This window comes from Luteitalea sp. TBR-22, from assembly GCF_016865485.1.
GTDB lineage: Bacteria > Acidobacteriota > Vicinamibacteria > Vicinamibacterales > Vicinamibacteraceae > Luteitalea.
On sequence record NZ_AP024452.1, the window covers coordinates 4,357,382 to 4,379,574 of the forward strand.

At 69.7% G+C, this 22,193-nt stretch carries 18 protein-coding genes; 13 read left to right on the forward strand and 5 right to left on the reverse strand.

Going from position 1 to position 22,193, the window contains the following annotated elements; genetic code table 11:
• Positions 1 to 57 precede the first annotated feature (57 nt).
• Positions 58 to 1,044 (reverse strand): Gfo/Idh/MocA family protein, encoded by a 987-nt coding sequence (locus tag TBR22_RS18220; RefSeq protein WP_239489275.1) that lies wholly within the window; start codon positions 1,042 to 1,044, stop codon positions 58 to 60.
• A gap of 145 nt (positions 1,045 to 1,189) precedes the next feature.
• Here TBR22_RS18220 and TBR22_RS18225 point away from each other — a divergent pair, with 145 nt between their 5' ends.
• From TBR22_RS18225 to TBR22_RS18245, 5 genes are read left to right on the forward strand one after another with little or no spacing between them, the layout of a single operon-like run.
• On the forward strand, positions 1,190 to 1,981 hold the full coding sequence (locus tag TBR22_RS18225) for a (Fe-S)-binding protein (protein ID WP_239489276.1): 792 nt from the start codon (positions 1,190 to 1,192) through the stop codon (positions 1,979 to 1,981).
• Positions 1,978 to 3,390 carry a LutB/LldF family L-lactate oxidation iron-sulfur protein gene (locus tag TBR22_RS18230; protein WP_239489277.1) on the forward strand — a complete coding sequence of 471 codons (1,413 nt, stop codon included), beginning with the start codon at positions 1,978 to 1,980 and terminating at the stop codon, positions 3,388 to 3,390. Before TBR22_RS18225 ends, TBR22_RS18230 begins: the two co-directional genes overlap by 4 nt.
• Positions 3,387 to 4,079, forward strand: coding sequence for a lactate utilization protein (locus tag TBR22_RS18235; RefSeq protein WP_239489278.1), 693 nt, complete (start codon positions 3,387 to 3,389; stop codon positions 4,077 to 4,079). The genes TBR22_RS18230 and TBR22_RS18235 overlap by 4 nt, the downstream gene beginning before the upstream one ends.
• Positions 4,076 to 4,594 carry a hypothetical protein gene (locus tag TBR22_RS18240; RefSeq protein WP_239489279.1) on the forward strand — a complete coding sequence of 173 codons (519 nt, stop codon included), beginning with the start codon at positions 4,076 to 4,078 and terminating at the stop codon, positions 4,592 to 4,594. The genes TBR22_RS18235 and TBR22_RS18240 overlap by 4 nt, the downstream gene beginning before the upstream one ends.
• Positions 4,591 to 5,319: a hypothetical protein gene (locus tag TBR22_RS18245; protein ID WP_239489280.1), complete on the forward strand. Its 729-nt coding sequence runs from the start codon at positions 4,591 to 4,593 to the stop codon at positions 5,317 to 5,319. Before TBR22_RS18240 ends, TBR22_RS18245 begins: the two co-directional genes overlap by 4 nt.
• A gap of 102 nt (positions 5,320 to 5,421) precedes the next feature.
• Here the strand turns inward: TBR22_RS18245 and TBR22_RS18250 are convergent, their stop codons facing one another.
• Complete coding sequence (locus TBR22_RS18250) at positions 5,422 to 6,204, reverse strand: glycerophosphodiester phosphodiesterase (RefSeq protein WP_239489281.1); 783 nt, start codon at positions 6,202 to 6,204, stop codon at positions 5,422 to 5,424.
• A gap of 131 nt (positions 6,205 to 6,335) precedes the next feature.
• Between TBR22_RS18250 and TBR22_RS18255 the strand changes: the two genes are divergently transcribed.
• From TBR22_RS18255 to TBR22_RS18265, 3 genes are all read left to right on the forward strand, one after another.
• The gene (locus TBR22_RS18255) at positions 6,336 to 7,868 is read left to right on the forward strand and encodes a hypothetical protein (RefSeq protein ID WP_239489282.1); all 1,533 of its coding nucleotides are present in this window, start codon (positions 6,336 to 6,338) and stop codon (positions 7,866 to 7,868) included.
• Positions 7,869 to 8,020: 152 nt separating this feature from the next.
• A complete protein-coding gene (locus tag TBR22_RS18260; protein ID WP_239489283.1) occupies positions 8,021 to 9,265 on the forward strand; it encodes a VWA domain-containing protein in 1,245 nt (414 codons plus the stop codon).
• Positions 9,266 to 9,359: 94 nt separating this feature from the next.
• Complete coding sequence (locus TBR22_RS18265) at positions 9,360 to 9,983, forward strand: LON peptidase substrate-binding domain-containing protein (RefSeq protein ID WP_239489284.1); 624 nt, start codon at positions 9,360 to 9,362, stop codon at positions 9,981 to 9,983.
• 115 nt (positions 9,984 to 10,098) lie between these two features.
• On the opposite strand, the gene folE is transcribed toward TBR22_RS18265, so the two are convergent.
• A complete protein-coding gene (folE, locus tag TBR22_RS18270; RefSeq protein WP_239489285.1) occupies positions 10,099 to 10,644 on the reverse strand; it encodes a GTP cyclohydrolase I FolE in 546 nt (181 codons plus the stop codon).
• A gap of 25 nt (positions 10,645 to 10,669) precedes the next feature.
• Here folE and TBR22_RS18275 point away from each other — a divergent pair, with 25 nt between their 5' ends.
• Positions 10,670 to 11,374, forward strand: coding sequence for a TRAP transporter TatT component family protein (locus TBR22_RS18275; protein WP_239489286.1), 705 nt, complete (start codon positions 10,670 to 10,672; stop codon positions 11,372 to 11,374).
• Here TBR22_RS18275 and TBR22_RS18280 read toward each other — a convergent pair.
• The gene (locus TBR22_RS18280; protein ID WP_239489287.1) at positions 11,363 to 11,734 is read right to left on the reverse strand and encodes a metalloregulator ArsR/SmtB family transcription factor; all 372 of its coding nucleotides are present in this window, start codon (positions 11,732 to 11,734) and stop codon (positions 11,363 to 11,365) included. The two genes, TBR22_RS18275 and TBR22_RS18280, sit on opposite strands and share 12 nt — an antisense overlap.
• 245 nt (positions 11,735 to 11,979) lie before the next feature.
• On the opposite strand from TBR22_RS18280, the gene TBR22_RS18285 reads away from it, so the two are divergent.
• The 4 genes from TBR22_RS18285 to TBR22_RS18300 all read left to right on the forward strand — a co-directional run bounded on the left by TBR22_RS18285 (position 11,980) and on the right by TBR22_RS18300 (position 20,331).
• Positions 11,980 to 14,133 carry a peptidase domain-containing ABC transporter gene (locus TBR22_RS18285; RefSeq protein ID WP_239489288.1) on the forward strand — a complete coding sequence of 718 codons (2,154 nt, stop codon included), beginning with the start codon at positions 11,980 to 11,982 and terminating at the stop codon, positions 14,131 to 14,133.
• The gene (locus TBR22_RS18290; protein ID WP_239489289.1) at positions 14,130 to 15,482 is read left to right on the forward strand and encodes an HlyD family secretion protein; all 1,353 of its coding nucleotides are present in this window, start codon (positions 14,130 to 14,132) and stop codon (positions 15,480 to 15,482) included. Before TBR22_RS18285 ends, TBR22_RS18290 begins: the two co-directional genes overlap by 4 nt.
• On the forward strand, positions 15,482 to 16,897 hold the full coding sequence (locus TBR22_RS18295) for a TolC family protein (protein WP_239489290.1): 1,416 nt from the start codon (positions 15,482 to 15,484) through the stop codon (positions 16,895 to 16,897). Before TBR22_RS18290 ends, TBR22_RS18295 begins: the two co-directional genes overlap by 1 nt.
• A gap of 281 nt (positions 16,898 to 17,178) precedes the next feature.
• Positions 17,179 to 20,331, forward strand: a complete 3,153-nt coding sequence (locus TBR22_RS18300; protein ID WP_239489291.1) for a TonB-dependent receptor — start codon at positions 17,179 to 17,181, stop codon at positions 20,329 to 20,331.
• 353 nt (positions 20,332 to 20,684) lie between these two features.
• Here TBR22_RS18300 and TBR22_RS18305 read toward each other — a convergent pair whose 3' ends face one another.
• Positions 20,685 to 22,178 carry an aldehyde dehydrogenase family protein gene (locus TBR22_RS18305; protein WP_239489292.1) on the reverse strand — a complete coding sequence of 498 codons (1,494 nt, stop codon included), beginning with the start codon at positions 22,176 to 22,178 and terminating at the stop codon, positions 20,685 to 20,687.
• Positions 22,179 to 22,193: the final 15 nt, after the last annotated feature.

Here is a 22,193-nt window from a genome sequence, read left to right on the forward strand (position 1 = left end):
GGAAAGCGCCACACGTCACACGTCATACGTTAGACGTCAAACGTTAGACGTCACACGTCAGACGTCAACCGTGTTGCCGTTGCGGGCGGCCTTGAGGATCGCCACGAGCGTCTCGATGTTGTCGAGGCTCTCGTCGAGGGTCACCAGCGGCGGCCGGCCCTCGCGGGCCGCGGCCCGCACGTCGTCCACCTCGCCCTGGTAGAGCGCGGGCCCCTCGACCGTGACGGTCGTGGTGCCCTTGGCGGTCATCACCTCGATGGTCTCGCTGGTCTCCGGCTTGAACGGCCGGCGGATCAGCAGCCGCCCCTCGCTGCCGATGATCTCCATCTCGGTCTTGAACGGCGACTCGAAGCTGCTGTGCACGTGCGCCACCACGTCGTCCGGGAACAGGATCTGGGCAAAGCACGACAGGTCCACCTTGGCGGGCGACCAGTTGGCCGCCGCCTGCACCGAGACCGGGCGCACGCCGACGATGGTGCGCGCGAAGGAGACGGGATAGCAGCCCACGTCCCAGAGGCTGCCGCCGCCGTACTCGGGGTCGAGGCGCGTGTCGCCCGGCCTGTCGAGGGCGAACGAGAAGGTGCCCCGCACGCCCTGCAGGCGGCCGATGGTGCCATCGTGCGTCAGCTCGCGCGCCTTGGCGACGATCGGGTGGTGGCGGTACATGAACGCCTCGGTGATCACCACGTCGTGCGTGCGGGCGGCCGACTGCAGCGTGCGCACGCCGGCGCCCTCGAGCGCCACCGGCTTCTCCACCAGCACGTGCTTGCCGGCCTCGGCGGCCTTCACCGCCCACTCGACGTGCAGCGAGTGCGGGAGCGGGATGTAGACGGCGTCGATCTCCGGGTCCGCGAGGAGTTCTTCGTAGCTGCCGTAGGCACGCGGGATGCCCTGCACGTCGGCATAGGTCTTGGCCCGTGCGAGGCTGCGTGAGGCCACCGCGAGGAGTTGGTGCCCGTTGGAGGCGAGCGGGCCCACGAGGGAACGGTTGATGCGGGCGACCCCGAGGATCCCCCAGCGGAACGGCGTGGCAGTGTCGGTCACGGGGGGATCGTACCCAGAAATGCCGGAATGCCGGAATGCCGAATGCCGGAGGGGCAGAAGGAAGAAGGGGGGAAGGTAGAAGCACGGGGCGAAGGCCGATGGCCCAATGACGAAGGCCGTCTCACTGCCGATCCATAATCGCGGCATGGAACGCGTCGCGGGAACGCCCGGGGGGCGGCCGACACGGGTGCAGTTGCTGGTCACCTGCCTGGTGGACCACTTCTCCCCCGACACGGCCGCGGCCGTAGTGCGGGTGCTCGAGCGGGAGGGTCTCGAGGTGATCGTGCCCGGCGACCAGACCTGCTGCGGTCAGCCGGCGGCCAACGCCGGCGCGCGAGCCGACGCTGCGGCGATGGCCAGGCACACCATCGCGCTGCTGGAGCGGGATCCGGCCCCGGTGGTGGTGCCGTCGGGTTCCTGCACCGACATGCTGGTCCACCAGGCGCCCGCCCTGCTCGCCGACGATCCGGACTGGAGCGCGCGGGCCGCTGCGGTCGCGTCGCGCACCTACGAGTTCACGCAGTTCCTGGTCGACGTGCTCGGCGTCACCCGACTGGCCCCGAGCGCCGTCGAAGGAGTGTCCGGCACGGGCACCACGGGGACGTTGGCCTATCACGCGTGCTGTCACGGCCTGCGAGGCATCGGCATCGACGCCCAACCGCGGGCCCTGCTCGCCGGGGTCGCGGGCGCGGCGGTGGTGCCCCTCCCCGAGCACGACACGTGCTGCGGGTTCGGTGGCCTGTTCGCGGTGAAGCTGCCCGACATCTCCGGCGCCATGCTCGATCGCAAGTGCCGCCAGATCGCGGCCTCGGGCGCCGACACCGTCGTGGTCACCGACGTCAGTTGCGCCATGCACATCCAGGGCGGCCTCGACCGCAAGGGCCAGGCGGTGAAGGTGCAGCACGTGGCCGACGTCATCGCCGGGGGCCTGCGGTGAGCCACGTCTCGCCGCTCCCCTTCTACGCGCGGGCCCGCCAGGCGCTCGACGACCCGCAGTTGCAGACGGCGCTCGATCGCGCGACGCCCCGCATGGTCACGGCGCGCCGTCAGGCGATCGCGGTGATCCCCGACGGCGAGCAGGCGCGCGACCACGCGCGCCTCATCCGCGCGCACACCATCGCGCATCTCGACCGCTACCTGACGCAGTTTGTCGAGGCCGCGCGCGCCAACGGCACGCACGTGCACTTCGCCCCGGATGCCGCCACGGCGACGCGGCTGGTGGTCGACATCGCCCGCCGCCACGACGCGAAGCGCATCGTCAAGGGCAAGTCGATGGTGTCCGAGGAAATCGCGCTCAACGCCGAGCTCGAGGCGGCCGGCATGCGCGTGGTCGAGACCGACCTCGGCGAGTACGTGATCCAGCTCGATCACGACGTGCCGTCGCACATCATCGCGCCGATCATCCACAAGACGAAGGAGCAGGTGGCGGCGACCTTCCAGCGTGAGCTGGGCGCCACCGAGGCCGAGGTGGCCGACATCCCGCAGATGACCGCCTTCGCGCGGCGCAGGCTCCGCGCCGAGTTCCTCGCCGCCGACCTGGGGATCAGCGGCGTCAACTTCGCCGTCGCCGAGAGCGGCAGCCTGTGCCTGGTCGAGAACGAGGGCAACGGCCGCCTGTCGACGACCGTGCCGCGGGTGCACGTGGCGCTGCTCGGCATCGAGCGGATTGTCCCCACGGCAGCCGACCTGGCCGTGGCGCTGCGCGTCCTCGCGCGCAGCGGGACCGGGCAGGCGCTCACCGTCTACACCAACGTGATCACCGGCCCGCGCCGGGCCGACGATCCCGACGGCCCCTCCGAACTGCACGTCGTCATCGTCGACAACGGCCGGTCGCAGATGCTCCGCACCGAGCTCGAGGAGATCCTGTACTGCATCAGGTGCGGCGCCTGCCTCAACGTCTGCCCGGTGTACCAGGAGATCGGCGGCCACGCGTACGGCAGCGTCTACCCTGGCCCGGTCGGCGCCGTCTACACCCCCGGCGCCTTCGGGCTCGAGCCGTGGGCCGACCTGCCGCAGGCCAGCAGCCTGTGCGGCGCCTGCAAGGACGCCTGCCCGGTGCGCATCGACATCCCGCGCATGCTGCTCGCCCTGCGCGCGCGTGCCGAGGAGGGCGGGCACACGCCGCGGTGGGTCGGTGACGGCCTGCGCGTGTTCCGCATGGTGGCGACGCGACCGCGCCTGTTCCGCGCCGCCTCGGCCGTGGTGCGCCGCGTCTCGCGATGGCTCGGCCCCCGCGGGTTCGATCGCCTGCCGGGACCGCTCGCCGGGTGGACGCGCCATCGCCACTTCCCGCCGATGGCTGCCGAGACCTTCACCGAGCGGCGGCGCCGCGAGGGGCGCGCATGACGCACGACATCTTCCCCGGCGAGTTCTTCGAGCGGCTCGCGCCGACGCGGCAGGTCCCTCACCCCGGTGCGTTTGCCACGGCTCCGATGCCCGAGGGGCTCGACGCGACGATTGCGCAGTTCACCGCGGCGATCGAGGCAGTCGGCGGCCGCGTGTCCCGCGCCGGCTCGACCGGCGAGGCGGCCGACGTCGTGCTCGGCTACCTCGAGGCCCCCGACTGGCGCGCGCATGACCAGCAGGGCCCTGGCGCGTTCGTCGCCTGGGATGGGGCGCACCTGGCGCTGCCCGATGTGCCGGCGTACGTCGAGGCGCGCGGCGCCCGCAGGCTCGACGCCGTCGTCGGCACCACGCAGGTCGACCGCGACGAGGATTACCGGCGCCTCGACGCGGCGGTCGTCGGCATCACCGGGGCGCACGCCGCACTTGCCGACACCGGCTCGCTCGCGCTGGTGCATGGCGAGGGGCGCGGGCGGCTGGTGTCGTTGCTGCCGCCCGTGCACGTGGCGATCGTCGAGGTGGCACGGCTGCATGCCACGCTGGGCGCCCTCTTCGCGGCCGAGCCGGACCTCCTCCGGCAGGCCGCCAACGTCGTCGTCGTCACCGGTCCGAGCCGCACGGCCGACATCGAGATGACCCTCACCCGCGGCGTCCACGGCCCGCGCGTCGTGCACGTGGTGTTCGTCGGATGACGGCCACCGCGGCGATGCGAGAGCCGCTCGTGCGCGGCGCCGGCCTTGCCACCAGCGTCGGCGCGCTGATCGCGCTCGGGTGGCTGTTCGTGCACCAGCCGGCCAGCCTCGCGCAGTTGACCGGCGGCGTGGCCGCGTCGGTGGGCGCCTACCAGATCAACCAGGCCGACTTCGACCAGGGGCGCGAGTTCTTCAGGCAGGACGAGTTCGAGGAGGCGCGGGCCGCCTTCCAGCGCGCCGACCCCGCCACGCGGCACGCGCTCACGCAGTTCTACATCGCATACAGCTACTACCGGCAGGGCTGGGGCCGCGTCTACAGCGACGACACGCTCTTCGGCGAGGGCCTGGCGGCCGTGAACCGGGCCATCGCGCTCGCGCCGGGCGGGTCGCTGCGCGTCGACGACCCGTCGCTCGACATGCACACGGCCGACGAACTCAAGGCCGAACTGCAGCAGGGCCTGCGCCGCGACGCCTCCGACTTCAACCCCCTGCGCGTGCTGCGCAAGCGCCGATGACCACTCCCTGGTCGCGCCTGGTGACGCGTGAAGCGTTCGTCCTGCCGCTGCTGCTGGTGGCCGTGGCTACCGGCGGTGGGTTCCGCTCCGACGTGGTCACGGGGGCCTGGCGCTTCGTGCCGCCGTCGCCGATGGCGCTGGTGCTCGCGGTGCTGCAGGTCGGCGTGCTCGTGCGCACGGGCGTACTGGCCCCGTGGATGCTGGTCGGCCCGCACCGCACCGGCCTGGCCAACGCCAACGGCGCCGTGGTGCTCGTCGCCCTGCTCCTGGGGTCGGCGCAGGTGTTCACGGCCCTGGCGCCCGACACGGGGCTGCTGAGCGTGCTGGCCTCGGTGTTCTTCCTGCTGATGCTCCTGAACACGCTCGCGGCGGTGCCGACGCGAGCCCGCGCGATGCAGAGTCTCGGCGTGGTGCTGCTGTCGGCCTTCGTGCTCAAGCACGTGGTGCTCGACGCGCTGTACGCACCGGAGGGCAGCCTGGCGCGCCGGGTCGTGACGACGCTGCTCGAGGGCGTGTCGCTCGGAGCGCTCGGGTACACGGCCCACGGCCCGGCGACGGCGTACGTGGCGTTCGCGACGGTGCTGGCGTACCTGTTCGCGCTGGTGCTCCTGCCCGGCCAGGAGGTCGCGAACGACCGAGGGCACGCGTCTCGCCATCTCGCGGATGGTGATGACGACGTCGCGGCCCGCGTCGGCCAAGGCCGACGACTACCGCCGGACGTGTAGCCCGTCCATCGTCCGGACGTGTAGCCGTCCATCATCCGGACGTGTAGCCGGCGATCATCCAGACGTGTAGCCGTCGACCTTGGTCGACGGTCCCGGCCACGCCTATCCGTTCTTCCAGCGAGCCACGAGCGGCACCGCGAGATCCGGCCGATCGGTGATCAGCCCCATCACGCCCCAGCCGAGCAGCCGCTCCATCGCCGCCGGGTCGTCCACGGTCCACACCGCGACCGGCAGCCCGGCGCGGCGCGCGGCGCGCACGAACCGCGGCGACACGACGCGCGTCGCCCCGGACGTCTCCGGCACCTGGAACGCCCGGAACGCCGTCGAGCGTGGCGCCATGCCCAGCCACGAGCGATACAGGAACCAGCGAATCTCCTCCCTGGCCGCGCTCGTCGTCACGTCCGCGCCCGTCCCGCGTGCCGCACGCACGACGTCGTCGGTGAAGCCGCCGAAGCAGACGCGTCCGAGCGCTCCCGCCTGCCGCACCGTGGCGGCCGCGACGCGGCCGACCTCGGGGTCGGTGCCCTTCAGTTCGATGATGCAGGGACACGCCGGGTAGCGTTGGAGTACCTCCGCGAGGCGGGGAATGCGTGCGCCGCGCCCGCGCCACGACTCGCCGTCGAGCCCCTGGAAGTGGTGGCCGGCGTCGAGGGCCTGGAGCTGGTCGGCGGTCAGGCCGGCCAGCGGTCCGCTGCCGCTCGTCGTGCGGTCGAGGGTCTCGTCGTGGTGCACCATCGGCACGCCGTCTCGCGACAACCGGACGTCGAACTCGAGTCCGTCGGCACCGAGCGCCAGGCCGTGGTCGAACGCGACGATCGTGTTCTCGGGGCGCAACTTCGATCCACCCCGGTGCGCGAACACGAGGGGCGCGTCGAGGGAGAGCACGGGGTGGGATGTGGGGTGCGGAGCAACCATGCAGGCCGGGCCGGAGTCCTAGGAAGGAGGTCGCCGCCGCATCGAGAGTGCGGCCTCGAGCCATGCCGGCTCGACAGGAATCGACCTGATACTATCGCCCCATGTCCCGACCGACAACGCTGGGCGCGCTCAAGCAGGCGATCGCGGCCGGACACGTCGCGCGCCGCCCCGTGCGCACCGAACTCCGCGAGAACCTGCTGGCACGCCTGAAGTCGGGCGGCCCGATCTTCCCCGGGGTCCTCGGCTACGACGACACCGTCGTGCCGCAGGTGGTCAACGCCATCCTCGCGCGTCATCACTTCATCCTGCTCGGCCTGCGCGGCCAGGCCAAGAGCCGCCTGCTGCGGGCGCTCACCCTGCTGCTCGACGACGAGATCCCGGTGATCCCGGGCTCGGAGATCAACGACGACCCGCTCGCGCCGCTGAGTGCCTTCGGTCGCCAGCAGGTGGCCGAGGCGGGCGACGACCTGCCCATCGCGTGGCTGCCGCGCGAGCGCCGCTACGTCGAGAAGCTCGCCACGCCCGACGTGACGATCGCCGACATGATCGGCGACATCGACCCGATCAAGGCGGCACGCTCCGGCCTCGCGCTCGGCGACGAACTGACGATGCACTACGGACTGGTGCCGCGCGCCAACCGCGGCATCTTCGCGATCAACGAGTTGCCCGACCTCGCCGGGCGCATCCAGGTGGGCCTGTTCAACATCCTCCAGGAGGGGGATGTGCAGATCAAGGGCTTCCCGGTGCGGCTGCCGCTCGACATCCTGCTGGTGTTCAGCGCCAACCCCGAGGACTACACGGCGCGCGGCAAGATCATCACGCCGCTCAAGGACCGCATCGGATCCGAGATCCGGACGCACTACCCCTCGACGCTCGCCGAGGGCGTGGCGATCACCGAGCAGGAGGCGTGGACCGATCGCGCGTCGGAGGGCAGCCACAAGATCGACGTCCCCCGGTACGTGCGCGAGGTGGTCGAGGAAGTCGCGTTCCAGGCGCGCAAGGAACCGAAGGTCGACAAGCGTTCCGGCGTGAGCCAGCGCCTGCCGATCACCGTGCTGGAGCACGTCGTGTCGAACGCCGAGCGCCGGGCCGTGCTCAACGGCGAGGGCATCGCCGTGCCGCGGGTGTCCGACGTCTACGCGGCGCTGCCGGCGATCACCGGCAAGCTGGAACTCGAGTACGAGGGTGAGCTGAAGGGCGCCGACAAGGTCGCAACCGACATCATCCGCGCGGCTGTCGGCCAGGTCTTCGAGGCCCACCTCGGCTCGGCCAACGTGCGGCAGGTGGTCGAGTGGTTCGACATGGGCGGGTCGCTGCAGCTCGACGACACCTCCTCGGCGCGGACCCTGCTCGACGCGACGCGCAAGGTGCAGGGGCTGACCGACCTGGCCGAACACCTCGGCATCCCGGGCGGCGCGCCGGCGCCGTCGGTCGCCTCGGCGCTCGACTTCATCCTCGAAGGCCTGCACGCCCAGAAGCGCATCAGCCGGACCGAGGCGGGCAAGTACACGGCAGGCGAGGAACCCGTCCGGCGCAGCGGCAAGGCCGACAAGCGTCGCGAGCGGCAGTTGCGCGAAGACGATGACGATGACAGCGGGTTCGGTGGGGGCGGGGGCGGACGGTATTACAACTGACGCAGGCCATTTCGAAATTGCAGGAATTGCAGAAGTTCATCACCGGGCATCGACGACCTGCAACCGCGCGCGAGTGAAATTCTGAAGTTCCTGAAATCCTGCGATTCTCGGGCGGTCACCAAGGCCGAAGGCCCCATGACGAAGGCCGGGACATGAAATACAAGTACACGAAGTTCATCCCGGACGACCTCGAGGGCATCGACCTCGAGCAGCTGCTCTCGAAGCTGTCGGACCTGCTGCTGTCGAGCGGCTTCGAGAATCCGTACGAGCCGGACCCCAACGCACATGGGCACACGCGCGACGAGTTGCGTGACGCCATCATGGAGGCGCTGCTCACCAACGGGCTGCTTTCGCCAGAGCAGATGGAGCGACTGCTCGGCGAGCCTGCCGACGGCGACAGCACGTCGGGTCTCGAGCAGTTGCTCGACAAGCTCATCGATCGCATGGGCCAGCAGGGCTACCTCACCCCGCAGCCCGAGCAGGGCACGCTCAGCGGCGGCCAGCAGGGCAAGGACCTGCCGCCGGTGAAGTTCGAGGTCACCGACAAGGGCATCGACTTCCTCGGCTACCGCGCCCTGCGCGACCTGCTCGGCTCACTGGGTCGCAGCAGCGCCGGCCGACACGACACGCGCGACATGGCCACCGGCATCGACGCCGGCGGCGCCGTGAAGCCCTACGAGTTCGGCGACACGCTCAACCTCGATCCGGCCGCGACGCTGCTCAGCGCGGTGAGCCGCAACGGCCTGCCCCGCCCCGGCGAGGGCTTCGACCTCGACTACCAGGACCTGCACGTCACGCAGGGTGAGTACCAGAGTTCCTGCGCCACGGTCGTCATGCTCGACTGCAGCCACAGCATGATCCTGTACGGCGAGGACCGGTTCACGCCGGCCAAGCGCGTGGCGCTCGCGCTGGCCAACCTGATTCGGCACCAGTACCCCGGCGACGCGCTCAATGCGGTGCTGTTCCACGACTCGGCCGAGGAAGTCCCGGTCGAGCAGCTCGCCCGCGTGCGCGTCGGGCCGTATTACACCAACACGCGCGAGGGCCTGCGGCTGGCCCGGCGCATCCTCGAGCGGCAGATGAAGGACATGCGGCAGATCGTGATGATCACCGACGGCAAGCCGTCGGCGCTGACGCGTCCCGACGGGCAGATCTACCGCAACGCCTTCGGCCTCGATCCCTACATCGTGTCCGAGACGTTTGCCGAGGTCGCCGCCTGCCGCAAGGCCGGCATCATGATCAACACGTTCATGCTGGCGCGTGACTACGAGCTGATGGCGTTCGTGCGGCGCGTCGCCCAGATCTGTCATGGCAAGGCGTACTTCACGACGCCGATGACGCTCGGGCAGTACGTGCTGACCGACTACATGAACAACAAGACGCGCACCGTCCACTGACCGGCGGTGGGGCGCGGTGTCCCACCGCGCCGTCGGCGGCCGGGTCGGGTGATGGAGTCTCGAAGGCCCAAGGCCGCATGACGAAGGCCGTCCCGTGACGCTTCCAGATCAACTCCCGCTCTTCCCGCTCTCCAACGTCGTCCTCTTCCCGGACGTGTTCCTGCCGCTGCACATCTTCGAGGAGCGGTACCGGGCCATGACGCGCGATGCCCTGGCCGGGCAGGCGCTGATCGGGATGACCGTACTGCGCGAGGGCTGGCAGCGCGACTACGAAGGGACACCGCCGATCTACGCCACCGGCTGCGCCGGCACGATCGTCCACCACGAGCGCCTGCAGGACGGGCGCTACAACATCGTGCTGAAGGGCGTCGCGCGCTTCGAGGTGGAGCGGGAGCTCGAGACCGGGGCGCCGTATCGCGTCGCGCAGGTACGCTGGCACGCCGAGACCGACGCGGAGGGCACACGGCCCGCGGTCACACGCGTGCGGCGGCAGGTCGAGACCTTGCTGTTGCCGGCCGTGGCGCGTGGCGAGGTGCGCCTGCCGACGGAACTGAGCGACCAGGCGCTGGTCAACGCCGTGTGCCAGGCGATCGACGTGCCGATCGTGGAGAAGCTCGCCCTGCTCGAGAAGCCCGACGTGGTGACGCGCGGGCTCGCGTTGCTGCCGATTCTGGAGCGCCTGCTGATCCGGCTGTCCGGATCAGGACAGGTCCATTAGGCCAGGGTAGGGCGCGGTCTCCGACCGCGCCGTCATTCCCTAACCAACGGCGGGGTGGGACACCCCGCCCTACCTGGTACCGGGTGTAGGCGTCGGCCTTGGCCGACGCAGGCCGCTACGTGCGCTGAATGAGCTGCAGGAACTCGGCGCGGGTCCGCGCGTCGCTGCGGAAGGTGCCGAGCATGGCGCTGGTGACCGTTGCCGAGTTCTGCTTCTCGACGCCCCGCATCGCCATGCACAGGTGCGTCCCCTGCATGACGACGGCCACGCCGAGCGGGTCGATGGCCTCGCGGATGCACTCGGCGATCTCGTTGGTGAGCCGCTCCTGCACCTGCAGGCGACGGCTGAACACGTCCACCAGGCGGGGGATCTTGCTGAGCCCGATCACCCGCGTGCGCGGCACGTAGGCGACGTGGCACTTGCCGAAGAACGGCAGCAGGTGGTGCTCGCAGAGGCTGTAGAAGTCGATGTCCCGGACGATCACCATCTCGCTGTAGTCGACGGTGAACAGCGCGCCGTTGAGGATCTGCTCGACGTCGGCCGAGTAGCCGCTCGTCAGGAACTTCATCGACTTCTCGACGCGTTCCGGCGTCTTCAGCAACCCCTCCCTGCTAGGATCTTCTCCCAGTTGCTCCAGCAGGGATCGGATGAGAGTCTGCATCAGGTCAGTCTACCTTACGGCCGTCATGGCCCTGTGTGTGGACGCCGCGCTCGCGGCGCAGGTTCCTGCGTCGGCCGACGCGCTGTTCGCGCGACGCGAGGATCCGGTGGCGGCGCGACAGGCGGCCGACCAGTATCTGTCGCACCACCGCGCGTCGCCACAGGACTTCGTGGGCGCGTGGAAGCTGGCGCGCGTCAGCTACTTCATGGGCACGCAAGGCCCTGCCGGCGACCGCCGCATGTGGCTGGAGACCGGGCTGGCGGCGGCCAACGACGCGATCGCGCTGAACCAGGCTCGCCCGGAGGGCCACTTCTGGCTGGCGGCCAACATGGGCGCGCTCGCCGAGTCGTACGGATTGCGCCAGGGCCTCAAGTACCGCACTCGTATCAGGCAGGCCCTGGAGCGCGTGCTGGCGATCGATCCGGCCTTCATGGAGGGATCTGCCGACCGCGCGCTCGGCCGCTGGTACCACAAGGTGCCCGGCCTGTTCGGCGGCAGCGCGGCCAAGGCGGAGCAGCACCTGCGCAAGAGCCTCACGTACAACCCGCAGTCGACGGTGAGCCTCTTCTTCCTCGCCGAGTTGTATGCCGACGAGGGCCGTCCCGAGGAAGCGCGCCGGCTGCTGCAGCAGGTGCTCGAGACGCCGGTGCACAAGGAATGGGCGGCCGAGGACCGCGCGTACAAGGCCCAGGCGCTCGAACGCCTCCGCTCGCTCAGCTCACGACGATGAGGGGCCGGGTTCGGGCTGCCACAACTGCCGGACTTCCTCGATTGCCGAGCGGCGGCGCTGCTCGTGTTCCAGGTCGGCCTCGATGAAGCGCAGGCCCTCGAGCACCCACCGGGCCATGTCGGGGTTCACGAGCCGGTAGTAGACGTGCCGGCCCTCGCGTCGCTCGGACACGAGGCGGTGGGCGCGCAGGATGGCCAGGTTCTGCGAGGCGCGGGAGTGGGTGGTCGAGAGGGCGGCCTGCAGCGCGTTGACGTCGCGCTCTCCGCCGCGGAGTTCCTCGACGATGCGGATGCGGTCGGGGTGGCTGAAGACGGCGAACAGCTGTCCCAGTTCCTTGGCGACCAGTTGGCGATGGGGCATGGCTCAGATTTGCTCACATGCAGATATGTGCATGTGACGACAGGATTGAGGCTACGCCCCTCCTTTCCCGCCGTCAAGCGAGAGAGGCCGCGACTCATGCAGCCAATGCTTCAGGTAGGGCGTCCTACAGCCAGTCCCGGATGGCAGCAGGAATGGCGACCAATTTGGGTTGACATGCGTCGTATCTCTCACGTATGTCTGTATGTGCAAATGTTTGCACATTATGACGAGCCATGAGTGACCCCATGTCCACCTCATCTACCTTCGATCCGGCCGCGTGGCGCGCGCTCGTCCGCTGGATGGCCGGCACTCACCATGTCGAGGTCTCGCAGGACGCCCTCGACGCCGCCATCCGCCGCCTCGAAGTCCGCCACACCGACGCGCCCGTGGACCAGTTGGTGTGGGTGCTGCAGCAGGTCGGCCTCGACGGCATCCTGGTCGACCGGCCCTTCGACGAGGTCGTCCGCGACGCCGAGCCTGCCCATCCCTGGGTGACCTTCGGCGCCAGGCACGACCGCCTGTCCCCCGTCGCGGTGCTCGGCGCCGCCCGCCGGGGTCACGTGACGGTGGTCGACCCCATGAACTCGCCACGGCCGCGGACGGTGCGCCTGCGCGACCTCGCCGAGCAGCTCGGCCTGCCCGACACCAGCGCCCACGTCCGCTGGATGGTGGCCGAGTCGGTGGCGCCCCTCGCGGCCATGCGCTCCCGCGGCGACGAGCCGATGGACCCCATCGCCCGGCTCAAGGCCCTCCTGCAGGGGGAGCGCCAGACGCTGTGGGTGGCCGTCGTCTACTCGGTGGTCATCGGGCTGCTGTCGCTGGTCGTGCCGATCGCGGTGCAGTCGCTGGTGAACACCATCGCGTTCGGCTCGGCGACGCAGCCACTCGTGGTGCTCACGCTGCTGGTCGCGGTCGGCCTCGGCTTCTCGGCGGCGATCAACGCCCTGCGGGCCGGCGTGGTCGAGATCATCCAGCGGAGCCTGTTCGCGCGGACGGCCATCGACGTCACGCACCGCCTCCTGCGCGTGCGCGCCGAGGCGTTCGACCGCTATCACGGGCCCGAGCTCGTCAACCGCTTCTTCGACGTCGTCACGGTGCAGAAGTCGGCGGCGCTGCTGCTCATCGACGGCCTGAGCGTGGTGATGCAGACGATCATCGGGATGGTCCTGCTCGCGCTGTACCACCCGTGGCTGCTCGCCTTCGACGTGCTGATGGTGGCGGCGATGCTGGTCATCGTGTTCGTGCTCGGACGCGGCGCCATCTACACCAGCATCGGCGAGTCGAAGGCCAAGTACGCGCTCGAAGCCTGGCTGGAGCAGATTGCCTCGCACCTGGTGACGTTCAAGTCCAAGGGCGGCGCCGAGTACGCCACGCGCCGGTCGCAGGCGCTGCTCGAGGACTACCTCACCTATCGCGCCAAGCACTTCAAGATCCTGCTGCGGCAGATCATCGGCTCGTTCGCGCTGCAGGCGGTGGCGAGTTCGGCGCTGCTCGGCATCGGCGGGTGGCTGGTCATCGAGCGCCAGCTGACGCTCGGCCAGCTGGTGGCCAGCGAGCTCATCGTCGCGCTGATGGTCAGCGCGTTCACCAAGTTCGGCAAGCAGCTCGAGGTGTTCTACGACCTGGCGGCCGCGATCGACAAGCTCGGCGCCCTGGTCGACCTGCCGCTGGAGCCTGCCGGCGGCGAGGCGATCCTCACGCCGGCGGGTCCGGCGGCGGTCAGCGTGCAGGGCGTGCAGGTGCGCTACCCTGATGGCGAGGACGCGGCGCTGAGCGTCGCCCGGCTCGACATCGCCGCGGGCGAGCGCCTCGGCGTGTCGGGGCCCATCGGCTCCGGCAAGAGCACGCTGGCCGACATCCTGTTCGGCCTGCGCGCCCCGTCGCGAGGCACGCTGGTCCTCGACGGCTTCGACACGCGCGACATCCCGCTGGCCGATTTGCGGCAGTGCGTGTCGCTGGTGCGCAGCATCGAGGTGTTCCCCGGCACGGTGATCGACAACGTCCGGCTCGGGCGCGACGATCTCGGCCTGACCGAGGTGAACGAGGCGCTGCGCCGGGTGGGCCTGCTCGACGAACTGCAGGCGCTGCCCGACGGGCTCTCGACGAAGCTGCACCCGACGGCGCGCCCGCTGTCGTCGCGCCAGGCATGGCGGCTGATGGTGGCGCGCGCCATCGCCGGCCGCCCGCGACTGCTGGTGGTCGACGGCGTGCTGGACCAGATCGACTACTCCGAGGACCGCGAGCGACTGATGCAGCTGCTGTTCGGCGCCGACGCGCCATGGACGCTGGTCTGCATCACCGATGATCCCGACCTGCTCGCCCGCTGCTCGCGCGTGGTCACGCTGCAGGACGGCCAGGTGCGCGAGGGTGGGTTCGGCGCCAGGGAGGTGGAGGCATGAAGCCCGTGACGACCTCGAACCAGTGGCGAACCGAAGGACGCGTGGCGCTGCAGGCGCTGCACGCGCCGCGCGCCTCGCGCGTGCTGGCCCGCCTCTTGCTGCTCCTGCTGGGCCTGACCGCCGTGCTGCTGGTGGTGACGCCGTGGCAGCAGAACATCCCGGGCACCGGGCGGGTGATCGCCTACAGCCCGGAGGAGCGGCCGCAGAACGTGCAGACGCCCATCGACGGGCGGATCGCGCAGTGGTACGTCGTCGAGGGCTCGCCCGTGAAGAAGGGCGATCCCATCGTCGACCTCACCGACAACGACCCGTCGATCATGCAGCGCCTCGCCGAGGAGCGCGAGTCGCTGGTCCGCAGCATCACCGAAACCGAGCGCCGCATGCGCGCGATCGAGCAGCGCGTCGCCGGCCTCAAGGACACGCAGGTCACCGGCGTCGAGGCAGCGGACCTGCGCGTCCGCATGGCGCGCGAGCGCGTCTCGGCCGCCGATCAGGCGCTGTCGGCGGCCAAGGCCGCCAAGTACACGGCCGACCTGAACCTCGAACGGCAGCGCGCGCTCGAGAAGAAGGGCCTGACCTCGACCCGCTTCGTCGAACTCGCGGAACTCGAGGCGGCGACGCGCGTCGCCGACGTGGACCGCGCCGTCGCCGCGCTGAACGCCGCCCGTGCCGAGCAGAGCTCGCTCGACCAGGAGCGCCTGCGCACCGGCGCCGACGCCGGCACCCGCATCGACGAGGCCTGGGCGGCCCACGCCTCGGCGGCAAGTGACCTGGCCAAGGCCCGCGCCGACCTCACGCGGCTGGACGTGCGCGTGGCGCGCCAGGCCACCCAGAAGGTCCACGCGCCGGTCGACGGCACCGTCTGGCGCGTCGTCGCGCGCCAGAACGGCGAGTACCTCAAGGCCGGCGCCACCCTCGTGGTCATCGTGCCGACGACGAGCCGGACGGTGGTGGAGTTGTACCTGAACGGCAACGACGTCCCGATGGTGCGCCAGGGCCGCACCGTGCGGCTGCAGTTCGAGGGCTGGCCCGCGCTGCAGTTCAGTGGGTGGCCGTCGGTGGCGGTCGGCACGTTCGGCGGGCGGGTGCTGCTGGTCGACGCGACCGACGACGGCAAGGGCAAGTTCCGGGTGCTGGTGGAGCCGGATCCTAACGACGAGCCATGGCCGGCGGCCCAGTACCTGCGTCAGGGCGTCCGCGCCAACGGCTGGGTGCTCCTCGACGTGGTCTCGCTCGGCTACGAGCTGTGGCGCCAGTTCAACGGCTTCCCGCCGGTCGTCGCGATGGAGGATCCCGACGGCGGCAAGGACGCCGACGGCAACGTCGTCAAGGTCAAGGGCGCCAAGTGATGCGCGCACTCGTGATGGCCGCCGCGCTGGCGGCCCTGGCGGGCGCGGCGCGCCCCGCGGGGGCGCAGTCCCCCCTGACGGTCGACGAGGTGTTGGCGGCGGTGGACCGGGCGTACCCGTTGCTCGACGCCGCGCGGCAGGAACAGGAGGCCGCCGCCGGTGAGGCGACGGCCGCGCAGGGGGCGTTCGACCTGCGGTTGCTGGGCAGCGCCGACGTGTTCCGCGGCAACGTGTACGACAACGAGGGCGCCTCGGTGAGCCTCTACCAGCCGCTCACGTTCGCGGGCGCCAACGTGTTCGGCGGCTACCGCATCGGGCGCGGCACCTACGCTCCCTACGACGGTAAGGCGCAGACGCTCACCGACGGTGAGTGGAAGGCGGGCCTGTCGCTGCCGCTGCTGCGCAATCGGGCCCTCGACAGCCGGCGTGGCGCGCTCGAGCGGACCGCGATCGGCCGTGAACTGGCCGACCAGCGCGTCGCGGCGTCGCGGCTGCGCTTCCTCGGCGAAGCGGCGGTGCGGTACTGGGACTGGGTGGCGGCCGGCAGCCAGCAGGGGGTGGCCGCGCAGTTGCTGCAGATCGCGGAAGCGCGCGACCGGGACCTCGCCGACGCGATCGGCCTCGGGTCGATCGCGCCCGTCGAGCGGGTAGACAACCGGCGCGCCATCCTGCAGCGGCAGGGCGGCGTGGTCACGGCGCGCCGCAACACGGAGCGCCAGGCGATCAACGTGTCGCTCTACTACCGCGCCACGGACGGCACGATGCTGCGCCCCGTCGAGGGGCAGTTGCCGGGCACGATGCCGCCGCCCCCGCCCCGCCTGACGCGCGCCCAGGTCGACGCCGACATCCAGCAGGCGCTCGACGCCCGCCCCGACGTACGGGCGATCGTCCTGAGCCGACAGCAGCAGGAGGTGGCGCTCGAACTGGCCAGGAACGAGCTGCTGCCCACTTTCGACCTGTTCGCCGAGGTGTCGCGCGACGTCGGCGACGGCTCGCGGACCCTGCAGGGCACGGAACTGGACGCCGGCGCGACGTTCCAGCTGCCGGTGCAGCGTCGGCAGGGCAAGGGCCAGGCCCGGGTGGCGCTGGCGGCGCTGTCGCGGCTCGACGCCGAGCTCCGGATCGCGCGCGACCGGGTGCGGGCTGAAATCGAGGATGCGGCCAGTGCGCTGACCGCCGCGCTCGACGTGCTCGAGGTGGTGCGGTCGGAGGTGGCGGTGGCCCGCGAACTCGAGCAGGCAGAGCGGGACAAGTTCTCGCTGGGCGACTCGACGCAGTTCCTGGTGAACCTGCGGGAGCTGGCGACGGCCGACGCGGCGTTCCGGGAGATCAGCGCGACGGCGGAGGCGCACAAGGCGAGGGTCGCCTACGACGTGGCGACGGCGCGCCTGGGGGCACTGGCGGCCCGCCCCTGATCGACCGCGTCTCGTCCCGGAATCCCGGCACCCTGCCCCTGGTTATGGTTCAATAAATTGAATAGTCATCATCCATCATCATGGATCCGATGAGCCCTTGCCGCCGGAATCTCGCAAATAGTCACGATTCCATCACGCCAGAGATCCGGTACACACCGTGCAATTGCCGCTCTGTCCCGCTGGTGGGGCGAGCTGGCAGGTAAGTTCATCAGCCAGTTGCCCTCCTTCGCGGGTCTCGGTTCCACATTACGTGGGGACCTGGAAATTCAGGAGGGTAGGACATGATTCGTCGCGCATTCTGGGTGCTGCTTGCGGCAGTGCTCTGCGCAACCCCGGCGCTCGCCCAGGAAACGACGGGCCGCGTTGCGGGTACGGTGGTCGACACTTCCAATGCGGCCATCCCTGGCGCCACCGTCAAGATCGAGGGCGGCGCGGTCAACCAGATGGCCGTGACCGACGGCGAGGGCAAGTTCTCGTTCGCGGCGCTGCCCCCGGGCACGTACCGGCTCACCACCACGCTGCAGGGCTTCAAGACCAGCGTGGTCGACGATCTGCAGGTGGCCATCGGCAAGTCGGCGACGGTCAACGTGTCGCTGAGCGTCGGCGGCCTGGCCGAGCAGGTGACGGTGGAGGCGTCGGCGGTCCGGGTGGACACGGCGCAGACCACCATCCAGACCAACGTGACGGCGGCGGCCATCGAGAACCTGCCCAAGGGGACCAACATGGGCAGCCTCCTCAAGCTCTCGCCGGCGGCGCGCGCCGAACCCCTCAGCGGCCAGTACCAGATTGACGGCGCCAGCGGCTCGGAGAACTCGTTCGTCATCGACGGTCTCGAGACGAGCAACTTCCGCACCGGCGTGCTGAACGTCAACAACAACCTGCCCTTCGAGTTCATCCAGGAGATGTCGATCAAGACGTCCGGGTTCAACGCCGAGTTCGGCGGGGCGACCGGCGGCGTGATCAGCGTGGTGACCAAGAGCGGCACCAACCAGTTCCGCGGCATGGCCGGGGTCGAAGTCGAGAGCGACGGCCTGAACGGCGATCCGCGCGGCCGCCTGAACCGCTTCCGCAGCGGCACGGGCGCCAACTTCGTGCAGGTGAACGAGTACCTGAACGACAAGACCGACCAGTACACCAACTACTACCCGGCCTTCGGCATCGGCGGCCCGATCCTGCGCGACAAGATGTGGTTCTTCGGCAGCTACTCGCCGCAGATCTTCAACGAGGAGCGCACGACGGAGTACTTCACCTCCGATCCGCGCACCCGCACCAAGACGGGCCAGGCCACCTACGAGCGCCAGCGCAAGGCCGAGTACTTCCAGGGCCGCGTCGACGCGCAGCCGCTCAACACGCTGCGCCTGACGGGCACCTACACGTACAACCCGTACATCGAGGACGGCATCTTCCCGCACAACCAGATCTCGCTGGGCAACACGCCGCCGTCGGTCAACTTCGGTGGCTCGACGGGCACCCTCACGGGCAACGACCTGACCTCGCGCCAGGGCGGCAAGCAGGACGGCAACAACTTCTCGGTGGGCGCCACCTGGACGCCGGGCAGCCGGGTCGTGCTGAGCTCGCGCGTCGCGCGCGGCTACCTGAACGAGCTGCTCAACTCCAAGGCCATCCCGCAGGAGACGCGCTTCCGCTGCGTGGGCAACGCCCCGCCCGCGGGTGCCGGCTGCTCGCTGGGCTTCGACAACCTGCCCTCGGGCAACTCGCAGCGCTATGAGGACAGCTCGGAGCGCTGGACGGTGGACACGAGCGCGGCGTTCCTGGTGGACAACCTCGCGGGCCGTCACGAGTTCAAGGTCGGTCACCAGTACTCGCGCGTCGCCAACGACGTCAACACCGGCTATGCGGACCTCGGGCGCGTGGACCTCTACTACGGCTACTCGATCAACGACCTGACTGGTCGCAACGACCCCGACACGCCTGGCGCGATCGGCGCTGGCCAGTTGCTGCGCTTCGGCACGGTGGGCGCCGCCGCCAACACGGCCAACTCGCTCTACTTCCAGGACCGCTGGCAGCCGACCAACCGCCTGACGATCAACGCCGGCGTGCGCATGGAGAAGGAAGACCTGCCGTCGTTCAACGGCTACGCGCCGCCGATCAACTTCGGCTGGGGCGACAAGGTCGTCCCGCGCCTCGGCGTGGCGTACGACCTGACCGGTGACGGCCGCACGAAGCTGTTCGGCTCGTTCAACCGGTTCCAGGATCGCCTGAAGTTCGAGCTGCCGCGCGGCTCGTTCGGTGGGGACTTCTACCGCGTCGACTTCTTCGAGATCTTCCCGCAGAACACCAACTACGACTACTACACGTTCAACCGCGTGCTCGGCAGCAACACCGACGTGATGGGTGGCAAGTGCCCGATCCCCGGCAGCACCGGCCTCTCGCGCTGCCAGTACGACTACCGCATCGCGTCCAACGACCCGAACGCCGACATCTACACCGGCAAGGTCGACCCCGACCTGAAGCCCTTCACGCAGACCGAGTGGACGGTCGGCCTCGAGCGCGAGCTCATGAGCTCGTACCTCCTCAGCGTCCGCTACACGCACAAGCAGGTCGACCACGCCATCGAGGACGCGGGCTTCCCGACGGCCGAGGGCTCCGAGGCGTACATCATCGGCAACCCCGGTGAGGGCCTGCACGCCGAGACGGCGCGCCAGTTCGGCTACGCCAAGACGACCATGCCGGAGCGCATCTACGACGCCCTCGAGACGCGCATCGAGCGCCGCTTTGCCAACAACTTCCAGTTCACGGCGGCCTACACTTACAGCAAGCTGCAGGGCAACTACTCGGGCCTGGCCAGCTCGGACGAGAACGGCCGCACCTCCCCGGGTGTGAACCGCTTCTTCGACCTCCCGCACCTGGGCTTCACGACGGCCGGCACCCCGGACAACGGCGTGCTGGCGACCGACCGTCCGCACGTGCTGAACCTGTTCGGGTCGTACCTGTTCAACTGGGGCGGCAGCCAGTCGACCAACATCTCGGCCTTCACGACCTTCCAGTCGGGCACGCCGCAGACGACCTTCTACACGTTCTACGCCGCGGCGGTTGCCTACGGCCGCAACGACATGGGCCGCACGCCCATGTTCACCAACACGGACCTGATGGTCTCGCACCGGTTCCGCTTCGGCAGCCGCTCCCTGGCGCTCGAGCTGAACGTGCTGAACCTGTTCGACGAGGCCAACGTGCTCGGCCTCTACAGCAACAACGCGGGCGTCAACCCCAGCATCAGCACCCTGGGTCTGCCGGCCAGCGTGACCGACGAGCCGTCGGCGCTGAACTACGTGCTGACCAACGGGATCACCTCGAACTACAACGCGTACCTGAACAACGCGGCGGCGCCCCAGCGCAAGGACACGGCCTACGGCATGGCCAACTCCTTCCAGGGCTTCCGCACGGTGCGGTTCGGCGTGAAGTTCCAGTTCTAGTGCACCTCCGCCCGCAGCCGCGGGCTCGGTGCACGACGCTCACTGCCGAACGTCCTCAGGGACGTTCGGCAGAGTTCTAAGCTGACGCCAGCCTGAACACACGAAGGGCCCGGTGGGAATCTCCCGCCGGGCCCTTTGTCTTTCACGTTCGGCCTTCCGCCTTCGCCCTCACCTTTTCGCCTGAGGGCTTCGGCGGTCTAGTCGCGTCCGGTCAACGTCAAGCTTCAAGCTTCAAGCGTTCGATGCGTTAAACGTCAAACGTCAAACGTTAAACGTCAAACGTTAGACGTTAAACGTCAGACGTTAGACGTTAAACGTCAGACGTGTGTGACGCAGGACGCACGCGTCCTGCGTCACACCTGCTCCGTGTCCATCTGCGCGCGCTGCAGCTTGCCGCTGAAGTCGACGTAGATCGACTTCCACTCGCTGAACACGTCGAGTGCCGCGATGCCCGCCTCGCGGTGGCCGTTGCCAGTGGCCTTGACGCCGCCGAACGGCAGGTGGACCTCCGCGCCGATCGTCGGCGCGTTGACGTAGAACAGCCCCGTGTACACGTCGCGCATCGCCGTGAAGGCGTTGTTGATGTCCTGCGTGTAGATGGCCGCCGACAGGCCGTACGCGACGTCGTTGGCCACCGCGATCGCCTCGTCGAGCGAGCCCACCTTGATCACCGACACGACGGGCCCGAAGATCTCTTCCTTCGCGATGCGCATCGACGGCGTGACGTCGGCAAAGATCGTCGGCTCGTGGAAGCAGCCGCGGGCGTGCGCGCCTTCCTGCAGGCGTGAGCCTCCGAGCACCAGCCGCGCGCCCTCGGCCTTGCCGATCGCCACGTACTCCATCACCTTCGCGAGCTGGTCCTCGTGGATCGACGGCCCCATCTGCACGCCGTCCTTGCGGCCGTCGCCCACCACGAGCTGACGCGCCCGAGCCACGAAGCGCTCGAGGAACTGGTCGTACACCTTCTCGTGCACCACCACCCGGCTGGCCGCCGTGCAGCGCTGCCCGGTCGTGCCGAAGCCGCCCCACACCGCGCCATCCACCGCCAACTCCAGCTTCGCGTCGTCCATCACCAGGATGACGTTCTTGCCGCCCATCTCCAGGTGCACCTTCTTGAACGTGCGCGCGCAGGTCTCGTTGATGCGACGGCCGGTCTCGGTAGAGCCCGTGAACGACACGACGGACACGTCGGGATGCTCGACGATGGGCGCCGCCGCGCCGGGGCCGTCGCCCATCACGAGGTTGACCACGCCCGGGGGCAGGCCCGCGTCGATGAGCGTCTGCACGAAGTTGATGGCGGTGAGCGGCGCTTCCTCGGCTGGCTTGAACACCACCGTGTTGCCACAGACCAGCGCCGGCAGGATCTTCCAGGACGGCACCGCCATCGGGAAGTTCCAGGCCGTGATCATCCCGCACACGCCGATCGGCTGGCGCACCGACATCGCGAACTTGTTGCGCAATTCCGAGGGTGTGGTCTGGCCGAACAGCCGCCGCCCCTCCCCCGCCATGAGATAGCTCATGTCGATGGCTTCCTGGACGTCGCCAGCCGTCTCGGCGAGGACCTTCCCCATCTCACGGGTCATGTCGTCCGAGAAGCGGTCCTTCCGCTCCTTGAACAGCTGCGCGGCCCGGTAGAGGATCTCCGCCCGCCCCGGCGCCGGCACCAGGCGCCACGTCTGGAATGCCCGCTTCGCCGCGGCGACCGCCGCCGCCACGTCCTCCGCCCCCGACTGGGGGAAGAGGCCGATCAGGTCCTCGCGGTCGGCAGGATTACGGTTCTCGTAGGTCGCTCCCGACCGGGCCGGGACCCACTGGCCATCGATGTAGTTGTCGTAGGTGTGCGCCACGGCGCTATTCTAGGC